The sequence below is a fragment of the Mucilaginibacter sp. P5_A4 genome, assembly GCF_056400605.1.
On sequence record NZ_JBFUKX010000035.1, the window covers coordinates 49,122 to 67,807 of the forward strand.

The window sequence follows — 18,686 nt, forward strand, 5'->3', positions numbered from 1 at the left end:
AAATTGGCGAAAGACTTACGAAGTTTCTAAAACTTCGTAAGTCTGGAATTTTACAACTTGTCATGGATAGGCACAACGTGATTGTCATTGAGTTCGGCAACAATTACTTTTTAGCGAAATCTTTAGCAAGCCCGTCAAGCTGGGTAGTGCTAATGGTTTGTTCGCCATTGTTAATAACTACACGAAAACGGAAGGTTACCGATTCTCCTTTTTTAAGGTGCAGATTTTTTTCTGATTTACCATTGGTGAAAATTTTCTCGCCAAGGGGATTGGCCGCAAATAAGCCATATCCCCGGGCATGCCAGAACGTGGGATAATTAGGATTCGCCGGGTGATCTACTATAGCGATACTTACCGAATCCGCGCCCATTTTACCAAAAACTTTGCACCATACGCCACGGGTGCTCCAGGCATCGTTTCCTGTTTTACCGGCGCTGGTTAAATAATTGCCACTGGCTACTTTATCCGTACCACCTTTAACAATGGTTACGTTCCCTTTATCATCGGTGAATTTCTGATCTTCGGTAGTAGGCATCTGTAATTCATGTGCTAAACGCAGCCCCAGCATTCCGTCTTTGGCATCCTTAAAAACAGCATCTGTATCGGCTTTTAAGGTAGTAACCCTGTCGATGATACGCTGATTGCCGCTGCCGCTAAATTCAAAACGCGTGGTCTCCTCTAAAATTATGTGTTTCTGCTGGTTGGTCCAGTTAGCATGATAGGCTAATACGCCCGTTGTGCCGCTTTTAGTCTCCAGTACTTTGTCGGTACGGATCCAGCCGTATAAATTCTTTTTGTTTTTGGGGATAGCATATGAATTGTTCCAGAAATCAAGCCCGTTTAAGTTTTCAAAATCAAACCAAAGACCAATATGGTGGGGATGATCGGTTGGATCGCCCGGTTTAGGATCGAGCGGAAAACCACGGGTAACAATAGTGCCATTAGCCGCGTGCAGGGGATATAATACCGGTTTTTCAAGACTATCGGGATAAAGGAAACTGGTGAACAGCTTGCCACCAATAAAAACCTCTACCTTTTGCTCTTTTGCGGACTTCAATACCTTTACCTGCTCACTTTTTTGAGCCGACACTGCCGAAGTCACAGCGGTTAATCCTATAACAAACCCCAATTTTTTGAACCTGTTCATCATAATTACTTATTAATATTTAAATATTTTACCATTCGCCATTACCTCCTGTGTTTTCTCATCAAATGTGGCCTTATAGCCGGTACGTACAGCTGCATTGGTCATAATAGTAGCTATAGAATGACTGTATCCTGCTTCAACAGGGGCGTTGGGCTGTTTACGGCTGCGGATGCATTCCATCCAGTTACGCACATGGTTTGATGTGAGCACATCGCCGCCTGTATTGGCCGAAGCAACTACCTGTTCGGTATTTGCCAGACTAACCTCTGGCAGCAGATTGGCCTGCATATTCATGGCAGCGGCCATTTTTTGCGTTAACCCCCCTTTTGGCGAAACCTTGTTGGTTATCAGGTTTAATTCGCCGCCGTTTGAGTAGTAGATCTCTGAGGGATGCTCATCGCCGTTGTGCATGCGCGAACCAAAGGTTACCTGGAAGCCAGTTGAAGGGTCATCCAGCGGCCCATAATCAAAGGCAGCAAAAATGGTATCCCAGTTTCTGCGGCCATCTTTCCACATGTAAATACCACCATTGGCAACTACGCTGCGCGGATGTTTAATTCCCGAAAACCAATGTACAGTATCAATCTGGTGGCTCATCCACTGGCCGGCCAACCCCGACGAATATGGCCAGAACAAACGATATTCCAGATACTTGCGCGGGTCGAACGCTTCGTACGGGCGGTTCATGATAAAGCGTTTCCAATCTGTATCGGCTTCTTTTAACACGCCCAACAGCTCTGGTCTGCGCCAGCGGCCCGGCTGGTTAACATTCCAGGTTAATTCAACCATAGTAATGGGGCCAAATTTACCTGAGTGGATAAAATCATTAGCGGCATGGTAATTGGCTCCGCTCCTGCGTTGCGAACCTATCTGTACTATTTTACCCGATTCCTTGATGGCTTTAAGAGCATCGCGGTTGTCTTCCATCGTTTCGGCAAAAGGCTTTTCCACATAAGCATCACATCCAGCTTTTACAGCTTCAATAGCATGCCGTGCATGCTGAAAATCGGCGGTACTAATAAATACTGCATCTACCGTTTTGCTGTCGTATAATTCCTCGTTGTTGCGGTATGCCTTTACATCATTCTGCATTTTCTCTTTCCAGGTAGCCGCGCCTTCTTCTCTGCGTCGTTTCCAGATATCCGACACACCAACTACTTCAAAATTAAGTTCCTTGCAGTGGTTCATAAAGCTGGGAATATGCGAACTTTTATGCCTGTCGGAAAATCCGACAACACCAACCCGCACACGATCATTAGCGCCGATAATACGTTTGTAGCTTTTGGCGCTCCACGCGGTTTTGGTGAGTAATGTGCTGGCCCCCACTAATGCGACCTGCCTGATAAAAGTTCGACGTGATTTTTCCATAATAGTTGTATAATTTAGATAGTTGATTTTAATTGATCCTGAGGTTACAGCTGATGCAAGCATCAGGCCGTCACTATAATATTTTTCGTGGAGTACAGGTAAATTGGTTTAATACAGTCTGCGCAACTGATAAAACCAAATATCGATGAAATCTCACAAAAAATATTATTCCTTTTGTAAGAAACATATTACAATAGTGGTTCCCTGCTGCCATATGAAGCATTTGTAAGTAAAATGTAAATAAAACCTTGCAAGTGCAGACCATATTGCAACGACAACCAATAACTTAACAATTATTTGTTTTTTTATTTACATTCGCTTTTTAACAAATTCCCGGCATATTAAGCGAAGGCATATCAAGGTTTATTCCCAAACAGGGTTTAGTATCATCTCGTGCTTAACGAAATTTAACGGTAAGTAAAAACAATATTTTTAATGGAGATTAAATTTAGATTGGGTGAATATAAGGTCCTTTTATACCGCATATTATTAGGCTATTTATTCTATTTTATCAGCAGGATCTTATTTTTTGCATTTAATACAAATCTTTTTGCTGTTGATAATTTATCTACTTTGTTAAAGTTGTGTTATCACGGGATGGCCTTTGATACCACCGCGTTATTATACATTAACAGCTTATTTATTGTTTTAAGCATTCTCCCGTTAACCATCAATACAAGACCTAATTATCAAAAAGGCCTTACAATTTTATATTTCGTTACAAACCTGCTGGCTTATGCCACAAATTTTGTTGATATTATTTACTATCGTTTCAGCCAGGTCCGGTCAACCAAAGCTACGCTCGATGTGCTTGCTGATGAAACCAACAAAAAGGCGTTATTTACTCATTTTTCTGACGCATATTGGTATGTAATTATCATATATATATTATGCTGTTTTTGCTGGATCTGGTTTTATAGCCGTGTAAAGATTAAACCCCACGCAATAAAGAATTTAAGCGCTTATTTTTACTCCTCGATAGGTGCTTTCCTGGTTGCCTTTGCTTTAGTTATCGGTGGAATAAGGGGTGATTTTGCACACAGTACCAGGCCCATTAACATGGTTGATGCTTATAAACATGTTACCGTACCAAACCAGGGCGATATAGTATTAAATACTCCTTTTGCAATTTTTAGAACGCTTAGCAGCAACAATTTTAAAATTGAACACTGGACAGACGCAAACTATATCACGGCTAACATTAAGCCGGTAAAACAATATAATGGCAACCCTGCTGTGAGGCCTAATATTGTAATTATTATATTGGAAAGTATGGGAAGAGAGTATTGGGGCTGCATGAACAAAGAGGCCGCTATACCCGATTTTAAATCGTACACTCCCTTTTTAGATTCATTATCTGGCAGCAGCTTAATATTTACCAATGCTTATGCTAATGGCCGCCAGTCTATTCATGCCATGTCGTCCATTTTAGCTGGTATTCCTTCGTTTCAAACGGCCTTTACTTCATCACCATATGCAAAACAAAAAATCCAGTCCATCGTGTCTGTCTGCGATAGTTTAGGCTATCAAACGTCATTTTTCCATGGCGCGGCAAACGGATCTATGGGTTTCCAGGGATTTGGTAATATTTTAGGATTTAAAAATTATTACGGCAGAACGGAATACAACAACGACAAAGATTATGATGGCATTTGGGGTATTTGGGATGAGCCATTTTTTCAGTTTATGGGCAAAACACTTAGCGGACAAAAACAACCATTTATGGCTACTTTGTTTACTTTATCATCACATGATCCGGATCAGATTCCCGAAAAATATCATTCAAGATTTAAAGGTGGCCCGCTTACAATTGATAAATGTGTACAATATACCGACAACTCGTTGCGGTTATTTTTTAATTACGCAAAAACGCAATCCTGGTACAGTAACACAATTTTTGTTATAACTGCCGATCATACAAGTCAAACGTATTACCCTGAATATAGCAAGCCAATTAACCGCTTTGCAGTTCCAATTTTGTTTTACAGTGCAAATAAGGTTTATGCTTTAAAAGGTATAAGAACAGACCTTGCTTCACAGATGGATATATACCCTTCATTAGTTGATCTGATAGGCTATAATAAACCTATCCGATCATGGGGCAGAAGTTTAATCAATAACGTACCTGCCGAAACCCCCAGAGTAATAAATTCGCCAGGTAATATTTACCAGCTTATGCAGGGTAATTATATTTATTTATTTGATGGAAAAACAATTACCGGAATATTTACGGCTGCTGATAAAGGTTTAGAAAAAAACCTGGCGAATGGCACACTAAACCCCGAAATGAACAAGGGTGTGCTTGATTGTAAAGCTTTTATTCAGGATTATACAGACAGGATTGTAAACGGAAAGCTAAACAAGCAATAACGTTTGATTATTTAGCCCATGTTAGTGTATAAGTAATACAACGGGTTCTAAATAATAATCTTAAGCAAGTTTTTCAATCAGCTCTTTTAAATACTTTGGCACCAATAACAACCGGCTGCCATACCAGGAAAACATTTCACCATCAACCAAAATGATTTTCGCCTTTGGCAACAACTGTTTAAATTCATTAATATGTTTTTGCTTAAACGGATAAGGTTCAGATGACAAAAACACCAAACCTGGATTAACCTTAACCAGTTCCTCTGTAGAAACCTCAGGATACCTGTTTGTTTCAAAAGCGTTAATCAGGCCACACTTTTGCAACAAGGTATCAATGTAAGTTTCTTTAGCAGCTGCCATGTAGGGTTTTCGCCATATGAAATAAGCTACTTTAAGATCTAAACCAGGTAAACTCAATGTGCTAAAACCATAGCTGATATCATTACATAAAATTTTTGCTTCCTCGCCGCGGTCAACAATTAAACCCACATTCCGGATCATCTCAAGTGCAGTATCAAGGTCATAGATATCGCTTATCCAAACCGGGCATATCTTCATTAATTCTTCAACCTGGTCACGTTCATTCTCTTCCTTGTTGGCAATAATGAGGTCGGGGTTTAAAGATCTGATCAGATCGATATTCAACTGCTTGGTTCCCCCTACTTTAGTTACTGCTTTAACTTTTTCCTTCGGGTGGATACAGAATTTAGTAATGCCGATAATACTGGCATCCAGTCCCAAATAAAACAAAAGTTCGGTTTGGGACGGAACAACAGATATGATCTTTTTAGGAACGGTAGATAATTCTATCGCACGATTTAGCTGATCGTGAAACGCCGCCATGTTAAAACGCGTTCTTCTCGCCCCTTAACGCATTCCAGAAAGTTAGGAAAACAATTTTCATGTCCAACAGGAACGACCAGTTCTCCAGGTACCAAACATCAGCCTCCACACGCTCAAGCATGGCCTGGGTAGTTTGGGTTTCGCCTCTTAAACCATTTATTTGTGCCCAGCCGGTGATGCCTGGTTTAAGAAAATGCCTTACCATAAAAGTATCTATCAGTTGCGAATATTGTTGTGTATGGCTTATCATATGTGGCCTTGGCCCTACTACAGACATGTTGCCCAATATCACATTAAAAAACTGCGGTAATTCATCTAAGCTCGTCTTGCGGATAAAAGCACCTGTTTTGGTTATACGGGAATCGCCGCGTGTAGCCTGCTTTTTATCCGAATCTTTATTTACCCGCATACTGCGGAACTTATAACACTTAAATGGTTTGTTGTCCCTGCCTGAGCGCTCCTGGACAAAAAACACCGGTCCGTTTGACTCCAATTTGATAAGGATTGCGAGTATAGGGAATAACCAGCTAAAAACAAACAGGATAATGAATAACGAAAACGTAACATCAAAAAGACGTTTTATAAACCTATTGAGCATATTTTCGAGCGGCTCGGGTCTTACCGATATTACAGGGATATGCCCAAAGCTTTGTATAAAGGTTGGTTTTTTTGCATAGTCATAATACTCGGGTATAAATTTAAACCTGATGAGGTTTTTATCAGCATCAAGCATCAAACGTTCAATAGTTTGGGCTTCTGAGTTTGGCAGCGTACAAAATATCTCATCAACTTTATTATTTAGCACGTAGCTTATACAATCATCTGTTCCCCCTAAATACAAACGATTATCGCTTACTTTTTCGGGATTATCATCAAAAAAACCAATCAGACTATATCCACGTTCGGGGTTTTGTTTAAAAAAGCTGTAAAGATCAGATCCTATACGTCCGCCACCAATAATAATTACAGCCCTGGTATCAATTAAAGATGCCCTGTCACTCTTTCGGATGGTAAGAAATATCAGTTTCCATAATCCCAGTAAAAAACCAAACAGAGCTAATGAGTAAAACAAATACTCCCTTGTAATAAAATAAGCCTTTGTACCTATAAGTATTATAATGGTGAAGCAAATAAAACTTACAAACAACAGGTAGGTTTTTATTACGCCACGATAAGTTTTTATAGAGTCTTTATTTAAAACATGTTCATATAAACCGGTGATATTGGCAGACAATAACCAGATCAAATTAAAAACTAAAACTATAGGCAAATATTTTCTGTTGTTTATCCAAAAAATGTATGACCTGTCTTCAATAAAGTAAGAAATTACCATGCTCATATTAAGTATAATATAATCAATGGTAAGGTTCACTGCTTTAATAAAAGTAGCGTATCTGTGAATCATGTATTAGAGCTTCTTGAAGTATACAACACCTGCTAAAATTAGCATATTTATTTAAAATAACAATGTGATAATTGAAATGCACAATCTATTACAAAAATGTTAGGGCACGATTGACAAAATTAAAAATTTAGAAATTCTTGTAAAATCAAATATAAAATTATTAGAAAACTTTATCGCCTTTTGCATCATAAAAAAACCAATATAACCTTATAACTCCGGTAATACTATAGCCGTCCGTCAACTATATCTTTATCGAGCATTCCTTTTATATCGTAAATAACTGAAAATGGGGTTTTCTTTAGCAAATTATAGTTCAAGTTAAAAAATTCGCTATGCGAAACCGCAACTATGATGGCATCATATGCCCCTTTCAAACCATTTACATTTATAATTGTTTGTACTCCATACTCCTGTTTGACCTCTGATGGATCGGCCCAGGGGTCATATATTTCGTAGCAAACTTCATATTCGCTTAAAACCCTTACAATATCTATTACTCTTGTATTACGTACATCCGGGCAATTTTCTTTAAATGTGAAACCCAACACCAATACATTTGAGTTTTTTACCGGGATGTCTTTCTTAATCATTAGTTTAATAACCTCAAGAGCTACATAAGTGCCCATGCCATCATTAAGCCGCCGGCCGGCCAATATAATTTCGGGATGATAACCAACTTCCTGGGCCTTTTGAGCAAGGTAATACGGATCAACGCCTGTGCAATGACCGCCAACAAGCCCAGGTTTAAAATTCAGAAAGTTCCATTTGGTACCAGCTGCTTCTAAAACCGCATGTGTATCAATGCCCATAATATTAAATATTTTGGCCAGTTCGTTCACAAAGGCAATATTGATGTCCCGCTGTGAGTTTTCGATCACTTTACAAGCCTCGGCAACCTTTATACTCGGCGCTTTATGTGTGCCGGCATTAACTATTGTTCGATAGAGCTCGTCGATAAAATCGGCAGCCTCTGGCGTTGAGCCCGACGTTACCTTTAAAATATTAGTAAGTGTATGTACTTTATCTCCCGGATTGATTCGCTCAGGCGAGTATCCGGCAAAAAAATCGATGTTAAACTTTAGTGTTGATAGCCTTTCAAGCACCGGTATGCATACGTCTTCGGTAACTCCGGGATAAACAGTAGATTCATAAATAACCACATTCCCGGCCGTTAGTACATTAGCAACCGATTCGCTTGCTTTTATCAACAAACCCAAATCGGGACGATTATGCTGATCTGTGGGCGTAGGTACAGAGATAATATACACGTTACAATCGGCAATGTCCTGAACATCTGAAGTAAAAACAAGCCCGTTTCCGGTACTGCCCGGCAACAAAACTGACCTTAACAGTTCTGTATCGGTTTCAAGTGTACGATCAAATGCCCTATTTAATTCATCTACGCGGCTTTGTTTTATATCAAAACCTATCACCGGAAATTTCCTGGCAAATTCAACAGCTAATGGTAAACCAACATAGCCAAGGCCAATTATTGCAATGCGGGTAGTTGGGGATGGTTCAAACATTTATAAGGTAGTATAGACGAGGTAAAGTTAATTAATTTTGCTACAATCATTGTCCCTGGCACGTTAAAGAATGGCTCCATTTAGTATCTTACAGATTGCCAGGTGATTTACGAAATCTGAGTTATTTGTTATCATCCTCGCTTTCCAAGTATATCCATAATTGTTAATCAGTTACCTGTCCATTTTTGGAGAAATTATGTAGAATCTTCCTGCCGGATTTATAACTCCGTAGATCCCGGCACGGTCCTGGCAGGAATATTTTTCGCTCGGCTTAAGGATTATAGAGCTGGTAAACCCCCGAAATTGACCTTTTTAGTGCTGAACCTACAAGCAAAGTAGTAATCTTTTTTTCCAGCATAAGCTGTTCTGCGTGGCTTGCAAACTCGTCTTCGTCTATAATAACAGGATTTTCGGTCATTATTTCTACTATGGTTAAAGTCGCTGTATCAGGATGTTTTAATAAGGCTCTTCTCAAATCTCCGTCGGTAACTATACCTTTAATATAAGCAGCATCTCCTACCATTACCATACCCAACCTCCCTTCAGACATTTTTAATAACAGATTCATGAACGTTGCCTGCTCCTCAATAAATGGTAGTTTATCGGTCCGCATAAGATCTTTAACCTTTGTGAGCAATTTACGCCCCAGGCTTCCGCCGGGATGAAAACGTGCAAAATCATGTTGTTTAAAGTCACGCGATTCCATTAAAGCAACGGCAAGTGCATCCCCCATTACCAAAGCGGCAGTGGTTGACGAAGTTGGCGCAAGTTCAAGCGGACAAGCCTCGCGGGCAATTTTAACATTTAAGTGGTGGTGACTGTTTTTAGCAACCGTTGAGTTTGGATTTCCGGTTACTCCAATAACCAGGTTATTATTCCATTTTAAAAATGGAATAATTCGGAGTACCTCGTCTGTTTCGCCCGAATAAGAAATCAGCATTACGATATCATTTGTGCTAACCATACCCAAATCTCCATGAAAAGCCTCGCCCGGATGAAGGAAAAAACTGGGAGTACCGGTGCTGGCTAAAGTAGCAGCAATTTTTTTTCCAATAAGCCCCGATTTACCAATGCCTATTACAATAAGCTTACCGGTATTATTTAATATGGCATTTACTGTTTTGGTAAATTCATCATCAATTAAACCGGCCACATGTTGCAGCGATTCAATCTCAATATTAAAAACTCTTTGGGCTATATCCTTCATTATTCTGAATTTTCTGGATTTTAAAATTCCCAGAAATATGAGTTCATTTTATTTACAAGCAACAGATCGAAGTTTTGAAAATTCCAACATCTGATTAAACACTATCAGGACACCAACGATGCAATCAAACCATCCAAATCATGCAGCTTAAGCATATTAGGGCCATCGCTTAATGCGTTATCCGGATCAGGATGGGTTTCTATGAAATAACCATCGGCACCAAAAGCTTTAGCGGCCAGGGCCATCATAGGCACAAAAGTGCGGTCGCCACCTGTTTTGCCACCAGCCCCGCCCGGACGTTGCACCGAATGGGTACAATCCATACAAACCGGATGACCAAATGCCTTCATATCATAAATATTCCTGAAATCAACTGCCAGGTTATTATAGCCATACATGTTGCCACGCTCGGTAAGTATTACCTGGTTGTTACCAGCCTCCAGCACTTTTTGAGCCGGGTAAAACATATCGGCACCAGAAAGAAACTGTGCTTTTTTAACATTCACTATTTTACCCGTTTCGGCAGCGGCCACCAGCAGATCGGTTTGGCGGCATAAAAAAGCCGGAATTTGCAAAGCATCAACTACCTCTGCAACTATAGCTGCCTGGAATGGTTCATGAATATCTGTTAAAACAGGTAGTCCAAATTTATCCTTAACATTCTGTAGCATTTCCATACCTTTTCCAATACCCGGACCGCGGTATGAGTGTATTGATGTACGATTAGCTTTATCAAATGATGATTTGAATACCACAGGCACATTATATTTTTGACCTGCTTCTGCAACTTTTTCTGCCACCTGGTACAATAGTTCCTGGTTCTCCATTACACAGGGACCTAATATAAAGAACGGCTTCTGCCGCATTTGCTCAAACAACATATTATGTAGATTAAAAGGCAAAGATAATTATAAGCCCGGATTTCACGAATGGAAAACAATTGACAAGCATTTATTCCAATTACAAAACTTAACAGCCTCATTAACTATTGGCTTCAATTAATGCCGTTACCAATTGGCGGTAGGCTTCCCCAATCGGCAATTCCTTCCCGGAAACAATGATGGAGGTTTTACTTACCGCCTCTATTTTCCGGGTATTAATAATAAATGATTTATGCACACGCATAAAATAAGCAGGCCATTTCTTTTCTACATTTTTAAAACTAAGCCGTACAATGGCTGTTTTTTTATTGTCCGAAAAATAGATCTTGACATAATCTCTTAAGCCTTCCAGGTATAGTACTTCATCAAATATAATTTTAAGAACCGTATATCCGGCATTTAGAAAAGTATGATCTAATGACTGGTTATTTAAGGAAGTCTTCAATTCTTTCAGTTCATAAAGTTCCTTTGCCTTATTGCAAGCCAGCATGAAACGATCCAGCGGAACAGGTTTCATCAAATAATCTACAACGTTTAAAGCAAAACCTTCCAGTGCATATTGTTTATAGGCAGAAACAATGATAATTAATGGTTTATTTACCAGGCTATTTATAAATTGAATTCCGGTAACTCCCGGCATCTGGATATCAATAAACATGAGGTCTACCTCGCTATCCTGTAAAGCCATATTAGCCGACAAGCTATCATCACACGCGGCCCGCAGGTTTAAAAAGGGTATTTTTTTTATATTATCTGTAAGTAAACTTAAGGCAAGAGGTTCATCATCAACGGCTATACAATTTATCATGCGTCAAGTTTTAATATCAAATTAACTTCAAAAAGGTTGTTTTTATTATTAATAGTTAATTCATATTTCTTTTCATATAACAGGTTGATCCTCCTGCTCACATTTGCTATCCCAATGCCCGATGATGTGTCTTTATCCTCCTTACTAAAAGCATTATATTTATTAGTAACGTTAAAGCTCAAAAAATGCTCACCTGTAAATAGCTCAATAATAATGTGAGGATCGTCAATTAAACTTACACCATGTTTAAATGCGTTTTCTACAAAGGGAATTAAAAGCATAGGTTCAATAAGCTGGTGTTGGTTGTTAATATTAAATGCGGTTTCTATTTTAACTTTCCGGCCAAATCGCTGCTTTTGCAGATCAATATAATCCTTCAGATACTCTTCTTCTACTTTAATATTTATTTTCTCCTCATCGGTATGATACAGCATGTACTTCATTAAACCGGATAGTTTCATCACTGTCGGTTCGAGCTCTGAACTATTCAGCCTTACCAGCGCAACAATATTATTAAGTATATTAAATATAAAATGTGGACTTATCTGCGATCGCAGAAATGAAAGCTCGGTTTTCAATTTTTCTTTATCGGTTTCGTGCAGCTTATTCTTATATTCAAGCAAACCGTTATTTAGGCTATATGCCATACTCGCTGCCATTGTAAGTAAAAAAGCAGGCAATTTTAACCAGCTGGTACGTAGTAAATTATAAGGCACATCTATTTCCAGGGTTTCATATATCTGATGATGAAAAAATAAGTAAAGCGCGTAAATGGAAATGAAAGTTAAAGTATAATAAAGGTATTTTTTTTTCAGCAGCAAATTAGGGATCAATACGGCACTGTTTAAATAAAAAGTTGCTATCCAAAAAAAATAGCCCATGTAATCTATCTTAAAAAAATCGCTGATCTCTTCCTGGGTATATGCCCTGGATGGCATCACCTTATAGGAATGCATAATATAAGGTAATGTCATCAAAACCAGCCACACGCAGGCGTGTATTAAAATTTTGAATTTTTTATTGTACAAATTCAAACCTATTATATTATTTCTATCATACATAACAAAAATATATTTGTAAAAAATTCAATAAGTGCATATCCATATATAATTGCAGTATTATTTTTACAATAAATCGGCCGTCTGCTTTATTAAGCAAGCAATCCTATATCTATATAAAAACAGTTTATTTAGTATTCATAAAATCTTAATGAATAACTTATTCCATAGTTGCACTTTATAGGTTAACCAGAGTTTAATGCAGGAAACTGGTTTAATATTGGTTTTTAACAGGAAAAAAAACTTCTACGAATATATTACATCCCGGCAAAGTCTTTGCTAAATCATCCCAAAAAAAATCGAAATTTTCTTTGTCGTATACTTCAACCTGTTTGTCTTACACAGCTTACGCTTTGTCGATTTATTAAAATCATTAAATCTATTATTTGATTATTTGCATGCAATTATAATAAACCAGGTGTAAGTAATTAAGCCTTAAAATCATAAGGCTTATGTTAAATAATTAAATGTTGTTAATAAGGGCATTTCATATGCTTTTAATGATCTGAATAAGGAATTGACAATACAGAGGCTAACCAGCATCAGTATTAAAGAGCTTGGATGATTATAAACATGTCATTTGAGATTTAGTTGATCGATATCACTTGAGAAATGATATTGAGTTGCGTTCCGGGATGAGATCCGGAACGCATTATTTACCAGCTAATTAAATTCCATTCTGAAGTTGTTTGCACATAATAATAAACCAAATATATAACTAACAAATCTCAAACCTATGTTTAAAAGTCTACTTCTTAAAGGAAGATACTTTGGCATGCTGCTATGCTGCTTAGTTTCTTCAATGGTAGTTACAGCACAAACAAAGTACAAGGGTAAAGTAATCGGCAGCGATGACAAATTACCCATTATTGGTGCATCTGTGCGTGTAAAAGGTGCCTCAACCGGTGCTGTAACTGATGTTAATGGTGAGTTTACTCTTACTTTAAGTCCGGGTAACATCATAGTGATATCTTATATCGGATATCAAACACAGGAAGTACCGGTAGGTACCGATGTGAATTTAAAGATCACCTTAGTTGCCGGCAGCAACGCTTTAAACGAGGTGGTTGTAACGGGTTACGGAAGCCAACGTAAAAAAGACCTGGTAGGCGCTGTCGCCGTGGTAGATGTGGCGGCCGCTAACAGGCAACCTACATCATCTGTTGAAAATCAGCTGCAAGGTCAGGCTGCGGGTGTTACTGTAATTGCATCCGGTCAGCCGGGCGAAAATCCATCCGTAAAAATCCGTGGGGCTAACACTTTTGGCAACAACCAGCCATTATACGTAGTTGATGGTGTGCCCACAACTAATGTAAGTGATATCAACCCCAATGATGTTGCAAGCATGCAGGTGCTAAAGGATGCAAGTTCTGCATCAATTTACGGTGCGCGTGCTGCAAACGGAGTAATTGTTATCACTACAAAAAAAGGTACAGGGAAGGTTAATGTTTCCTATGATGCCTATTATGGCACCCAGGTTCCTAAGGGAGGCAATGTATATAACCTGCTAAATCCACAGGAAATGACAAGTTTAAGGACTTTGGCAATTAAAAACACCGCTGCGTTAAAAGGAATTCCGGTAGACCTGAGCAGTAATTTATATGGCCCCAACGGCGATATATTACCCGACTATATTAGTGCAGGCAGCTCCGACCCTTATGGTATCCATGATGGCAATCCGGCAGTTGATCCTTCAAAATACAATGTAAACCCGTTTTACACGTCAGGTGATCCTTCGGGCTTCTACCGTATAACCAAATCAAACAAGGCAGGTACAGACTGGTATCACGAAATATTCAAATCGGCCCCTATACAAAGCCATAATGTGGCTTTAAGCGGCAGTTCGGATGCGGCTACTTATTTGTTCTCCTTAAACTATTTCAATCAAAAAGGCACTTTAATTGATACTTATGATAAACGCTATACCGTAAGGGCAAATACCAGCTTTAATGTATCCAAGCACATAAGGGTAGGTGAAAACTTATCTTATTCGCTAACAGAAAACCCGCTGATCAACGAAAATGACGAAGGTTCTGCAATTGGTATGGCTTTCCGTGAGCAACCCATTATTCCTGTATATGACATTATGGGTAATTATGCTGGTTCAAATACAGCCAACTTAGGTAATGCCCGGAATCCCGTTGCTGTACAGCAGCGTACGGCCAATAATTATGGCGCGTATAACAGGTTATTTGGTAATGCTTTTGCCGAAGTAGATTTCCTTAAATACTTTACCTTGCGTACCCAGTTCGGCGGCGAATATTATTCGGATTATAACCATAGCTTTACTTATCCCGAATACGAGAACTCTGAAAACAACACTACCAACTCCTATGCAGAGAACTCATATAACGGATATAATTATACCTGGACAAACACTTTAACCTATCACCAAACCATAGGTAAGCACGATGTTAAGTTATTGGCAGGTACCGAGAATTACAAAAACAGGTATGAAACATTAGGTGCTACAAACACCGGCTATTTCACATTTGATAAAAATTATACTACCATATCAACCGGTACAGGCGTGCCAACCGCGTATAGTACTATTGAAAGAGATAAAATACAATCATTAATAGCCCGTTTAGATTATACTTTTAACGATAAGTATCTTTTAAATGCAACAATTCGTCGCGATGGTTCATCCAGGTTTTTAACAAACCAATACGGTTGGTTTCCCGCTGTAAGCGCCGGCTGGCGTATATCCCAGGAAAGCTTTCTGAAAGGTGTAAACTGGATAAGCGATTTAAAAATAAGAGGCGGTTATGGTATAATGGGTAACCAGATCAACGTTGACCCCTCTAACGCCTTTACTACATACGGTGCAAGCAAAACCAACTCTTACTATGATATATCGGGCACTTCAACCAGTACAACTGCCGGTTTTACACAAACCCGAATTGGTAACCCTGATGCTAAATGGGAGCTTGATAAAAACTTAAACATTGGTTTTGATGGTTCTTTCTTTAATCAGAAATGGGATATCGCTGCCGATTATTACAAAAAGAATATAACCGGCTTGCTATTCAACCCAAATCTGCCCGGTACTGCGGGTTCGGCTACAGCGCCTTATAGCAACGTTGGCGCCATGAGCAATACGGGTTTGGATGTTGCCATTGCTACCCATCAAAACCTGGGGAATGGGCTTAAAATGAATGCCTCGTTAACCTTTACTACTTACCACAACATAATTAAAGCGGTTACAGTAGGTCAGCCTTACTTTGATGAAAACTCCGGCCGGTTTAATGGCAGTTCAATTATTCGTAACCAGGTAGACGGCCCGGTAGGCGGCTTCTTTGGTTATAAAACTGATGGTTTCTGGAACTCACAGGCAGAGATTGATGCAGCCAATGTAAAAGCAGGCGGAACTTATCAAACTGATGCAGCGGTTGGCCGTTTCAAATACGCCGATATAAACGGAGACGGAAAAATTGATGCCAGCGACCGTACACTGCTTGGCAACCCGAACCCTAAGTTCACCGGTGGCTTAAACCTTGATTTTACCTATAAAAATTTCGACCTGAACATGTTTTGGTATGGTTCATACGGAAACAAGATCTGGAATGATGTAAGATGGTGGACAGATTTTTATGCAAACTTTGCCGGGGCGAAAAGCAAAACAGCCCTGTATGATTCATGGACACCTACCCACATGGATGCTAAAGCACCTATCCAGGAAATTGATGGCTCCTTCAGTACCAACACTGTTCCAAACTCTTTCTATGTTGAAAATGGTTCATACCTGCGCCTTAAAAACTTACAGGTGGGTTACACTTTTGATCCTAAAATGTTAAAGTCTATAGGCATCGATAGGTTCAGGATTTATTTATCAGGAGCAAATTTACTCACGATAACTAAGTATTCGGGAGTTGATCCGGAAATTGTAGGCGGTGGCACCACCAGTAATACCAACAGCAGCACCAACTTTGGTGTCGACCGTGGTAACTACTCGCCAAACCATACTTATTTATTAGGTGTACAAGCTAAATTTTAATTAAAGAAATTATGAAAAATATACAACGCTTAACAGTATTTGCATTAATTGTAGCTGGTATAGTTCAAAGTTCATGTAAAAAATCGTCCCTTAATCAACCCGCGCTTGGTGCACTAAGCACAACTCAAATTACCACGGCAGCCGGTGTAAATGGTCTTTTAATCGGCGCTTATTCGGCTCTTGACGGTCAGCAGGGCACTAATGCCGCTTTTGGTGGCGGAGGTCCGTGGGAAACCTCCCCAGACAACTGGATCTATGGCAGCGTAGCCGGTGGCGATGCACATAAAGGCAGCTCAGGTATCGATCAGCCAGCCATTAACTCCATAGCAACATTTACGGTTGATGCCAGTAACGGCTTTTTAAACAGTAAATGGATAGCAGATTATGAGGGTATAACAAGAGCTAATAATGTACTTAAAACTGTAGCGGTTGTTGCCGGCATATCTGATGCTGATAAGGCAAATATTATTGGCCAGGCAAGGTTTCTGCGCGGACACTATTACTTCGACCTGAAGAAAATGTTTGGAAATGTGCCCTATATTGATGAGACAACAACCAATTTTGTACAGCCAAATACAACTGATATCTGGCCAAAAATTGTTGCCGATTTTACATTTGCGTATGCAAACCTGCCTGCAACCCAAACGCAAGTAGGACGGGTTAATAAATGGGCAGCAGGCGCCTACCTTGCTAAAACTTATCTTTACCAAAAAGATTATACCGACGCTGATAAAATATTCACCGAAGTTATAGCCAGCGGGACAAATTCCGCAGGCCTTGCATATGGTTTATCCGATAATTATGAGGATAATTTTAATGCGGCCACAAAAAACAATAAAGAAACCGTTTTTTCTATTCAGCAAGCCGCCAACGATGGTACCGGAACAATTAGCGAAGCTAATAATGGTGATATGCTAAATTACCCTTACAACAGTCCGTTCGGCTGCTGCGGCTTTTTTCAGCCAACCGAGGATCTTGCCAACTCATTCCGTACAGATGCTGCAGGACTTCCTTATTTAGATGATTACAACAGCCATCCTGTAGCAAATGATCAGGGTATAGCGTCGACTGCTGCTTTTACACTTGATGCCGGCAATCTTGATCCACGTTTAGACTGGACAGTTGGCCGTCGTGGCATTCCTTATCTTGATTGGGGTAATCACCCGGGCCAGAACTGGATTCGTGAGCAGAGTTCAGCAGGACCCTACTCTCCTAAAAAGAATGTTTATTACCAGGCTTCAAAAGGCACTTATGGTGATAACCATACCTGGGCTCCGGGTAATGCGAACCAGGTTAATATTATCCGTTTTGCCGATATTTTGTTAATGGCTGCTGAAGCCAAAGCGCAATTAGGTACAGGCGATTTAGGCTTATCATACGTAAATATGGTTCGTGCAAGGGCTGCCAAACCAGCAGGTTTTGTGTATACTTATAAAGATGCCAGTAACCCAACCGGCGGATACACTACAACTCCGGCTGCTAATTATGTAATAGGTCAATATCCTGCCGGATATTTTACAGGTAAGGATCTTGCTTTAAAAGCTATTTACTTTGAGCGTAAGCTTGAATTAGGCATGGAAGGCCACCGTTTTTTTGATATTGTTCGATGGGGAATTGCTCAACAATCATTGGCTACCTATTTCGGTTTTGATGGTAAAACTATAACAGATGTTGCCGGCGCACATTTTACTACAAACAAAAACGAGATATATCCAATTCCGCAAGCTCAAATAGATCTTGAATCAACAGGAAAATCCTCTGCCTTGAAACAAAATCCTGGTTATTAATTCTAAACCTATTATTTATATTAAAGAGGCGGCTTTTGCTGAGGGCACTGAAAAAGTAACTCTTAATGAGCATTACTAAAAAGCGATTTAATAAAGGAGCATCTTTTATTAAATCGCTTTTTTATTTCCTATATATTTCCTGATGCGCTCGAAGATGAACGGGTGTCCAATGATGGCAAAGCAAGAGCGTTTCAGCCTAAGATTTCTTGCTTTTGCGTCTTTAGCTGGTCAGTTTGATGATTCTTTTCAGGTTGACTGTGAATATTGCCAATGCTCCCTGCATCTGCAT

The 18,686-nt window shown here is 39.5% G+C and carries 12 protein-coding genes; 3 read left to right on the forward strand and 9 right to left on the reverse strand.

Translation table 11 applies throughout. The features are described 5' to 3' along the window. Nucleotides 1-103 precede the first annotated feature (103 nt). Together AC1DQW_RS19055 and AC1DQW_RS19060 are read right to left on the reverse strand one after the other, a co-directional pair. Entirely contained in the window at nucleotides 104-1,150 is a 1,047-nt protein-coding gene (locus AC1DQW_RS19055; protein WP_477455523.1) for a DUF6807 domain-containing protein, read from the reverse strand. Between the two features lie 9 nt (nucleotides 1,151-1,159). Then, complete coding sequence (locus tag AC1DQW_RS19060) at nucleotides 1,160-2,515, reverse strand: Gfo/Idh/MocA family protein (RefSeq protein ID WP_477420853.1); 1,356 nt, start codon at nucleotides 2,513-2,515, stop codon at nucleotides 1,160-1,162. Between the two features lie 435 nt (nucleotides 2,516-2,950). Between AC1DQW_RS19060 and AC1DQW_RS19065 the strand changes: the two genes are divergently transcribed. Next, nucleotides 2,951-4,885: an LTA synthase family protein gene (locus AC1DQW_RS19065; protein ID WP_477455524.1), complete on the forward strand. Its 1,935-nt coding sequence runs from the start codon at nucleotides 2,951-2,953 to the stop codon at nucleotides 4,883-4,885. Between the two features lie 60 nt (nucleotides 4,886-4,945). Here the strand turns inward: AC1DQW_RS19065 and AC1DQW_RS19070 are convergent, their stop codons facing one another. From AC1DQW_RS19070 to AC1DQW_RS19100, 7 genes are all read right to left on the reverse strand, one after another. Next, nucleotides 4,946-5,728: an ABC transporter substrate-binding protein gene (locus AC1DQW_RS19070; RefSeq protein WP_477455525.1), complete on the reverse strand. Its 783-nt coding sequence runs from the start codon at nucleotides 5,726-5,728 to the stop codon at nucleotides 4,946-4,948. Between the two features lies 1 nt (nucleotide 5,729). Then, nucleotides 5,730-7,133, reverse strand: a complete 1,404-nt coding sequence (locus AC1DQW_RS19075; protein WP_477455526.1) for an undecaprenyl-phosphate glucose phosphotransferase — start codon at nucleotides 7,131-7,133, stop codon at nucleotides 5,730-5,732. Nucleotides 7,134-7,357: 224 nt separating this feature from the next. Beyond that, nucleotides 7,358-8,659, reverse strand: a complete 1,302-nt coding sequence (locus AC1DQW_RS19080) for a nucleotide sugar dehydrogenase (protein ID WP_477455527.1) — start codon at nucleotides 8,657-8,659, stop codon at nucleotides 7,358-7,360. A gap of 271 nt (nucleotides 8,660-8,930) precedes the next feature. After that, nucleotides 8,931-9,866 (reverse strand): KpsF/GutQ family sugar-phosphate isomerase, encoded by a 936-nt coding sequence (locus tag AC1DQW_RS19085; RefSeq protein WP_477455528.1) that lies wholly within the window; start codon nucleotides 9,864-9,866, stop codon nucleotides 8,931-8,933. Between the two features lie 104 nt (nucleotides 9,867-9,970). Continuing rightward, nucleotides 9,971-10,747, reverse strand: coding sequence for a 3-deoxy-8-phosphooctulonate synthase (gene kdsA / locus AC1DQW_RS19090; protein ID WP_477455529.1), 777 nt, complete (start codon nucleotides 10,745-10,747; stop codon nucleotides 9,971-9,973). A gap of 100 nt (nucleotides 10,748-10,847) precedes the next feature. After that, nucleotides 10,848-11,555, reverse strand: coding sequence for a LytR/AlgR family response regulator transcription factor (locus AC1DQW_RS19095; protein ID WP_477455530.1), 708 nt, complete (start codon nucleotides 11,553-11,555; stop codon nucleotides 10,848-10,850). Further along, complete coding sequence (locus AC1DQW_RS19100; RefSeq protein ID WP_477455531.1) at nucleotides 11,552-12,511, reverse strand: sensor histidine kinase; 960 nt, start codon at nucleotides 12,509-12,511, stop codon at nucleotides 11,552-11,554. The genes AC1DQW_RS19095 and AC1DQW_RS19100 overlap by 4 nt, the downstream gene beginning before the upstream one ends. An 838-nt stretch (nucleotides 12,512-13,349) precedes the next feature. Here AC1DQW_RS19100 and AC1DQW_RS19105 point away from each other — a divergent pair. Next, the gene (locus AC1DQW_RS19105) at nucleotides 13,350-16,610 is read left to right on the forward strand and encodes a SusC/RagA family TonB-linked outer membrane protein (protein ID WP_477455532.1); all 3,261 of its coding nucleotides are present in this window, start codon (nucleotides 13,350-13,352) and stop codon (nucleotides 16,608-16,610) included. Between the two features lie 11 nt (nucleotides 16,611-16,621). Continuing rightward, a complete protein-coding gene (locus tag AC1DQW_RS19110) occupies nucleotides 16,622-18,397 on the forward strand; it encodes a RagB/SusD family nutrient uptake outer membrane protein (RefSeq protein ID WP_477455533.1) in 1,776 nt (591 codons plus the stop codon). The last annotated feature ends 289 nt before the right edge of the window (nucleotides 18,398-18,686 follow it).

What these genes read in the sequence shown, in the direction of transcription:
- AC1DQW_RS19110 (WP_477455533.1), top strand. Translation starts at nt 16,622, where the DNA reads ATGAAAAATATACAACGCTTAACAGTATTTGCATTAATTGTAGCTGGT.
- AC1DQW_RS19070 (WP_477455525.1), bottom strand. Translation starts at nt 5,728, where the DNA reads ATGGCGGCGTTTCACGATCAGCTAAATCGTGCGATAGAATTATCTACC.
- AC1DQW_RS19095 (WP_477455530.1), bottom strand. Translation starts at nt 11,555, where the DNA reads ATGATAAATTGTATAGCCGTTGATGATGAACCTCTTGCCTTAAGTTTA.
- AC1DQW_RS19055 (WP_477455523.1), bottom strand. Translation starts at nt 1,150, where the DNA reads ATGATGAACAGGTTCAAAAAATTGGGGTTTGTTATAGGATTAACCGCT.
- AC1DQW_RS19085 (WP_477455528.1), bottom strand. Translation starts at nt 9,866, where the DNA reads ATGAAGGATATAGCCCAAAGAGTTTTTAATATTGAGATTGAATCGCTG.
- AC1DQW_RS19060 (WP_477420853.1), bottom strand. Translation starts at nt 2,515, where the DNA reads ATGGAAAAATCACGTCGAACTTTTATCAGGCAGGTCGCATTAGTGGGG.
- kdsA (WP_477455529.1), bottom strand. Translation starts at nt 10,747, where the DNA reads ATGTTGTTTGAGCAAATGCGGCAGAAGCCGTTCTTTATATTAGGTCCC.
- AC1DQW_RS19065 (WP_477455524.1), top strand. Translation starts at nt 2,951, where the DNA reads ATGGAGATTAAATTTAGATTGGGTGAATATAAGGTCCTTTTATACCGC.
- AC1DQW_RS19075 (WP_477455526.1), bottom strand. Translation starts at nt 7,133, where the DNA reads ATGATTCACAGATACGCTACTTTTATTAAAGCAGTGAACCTTACCATT.
- AC1DQW_RS19100 (WP_477455531.1), bottom strand. Translation starts at nt 12,511, where the DNA reads ATGCATTCCTATAAGGTGATGCCATCCAGGGCATATACCCAGGAAGAG.
- AC1DQW_RS19105 (WP_477455532.1), top strand. Translation starts at nt 13,350, where the DNA reads ATGTTTAAAAGTCTACTTCTTAAAGGAAGATACTTTGGCATGCTGCTA.
- AC1DQW_RS19080 (WP_477455527.1), bottom strand. Translation starts at nt 8,659, where the DNA reads ATGTTTGAACCATCCCCAACTACCCGCATTGCAATAATTGGCCTTGGC.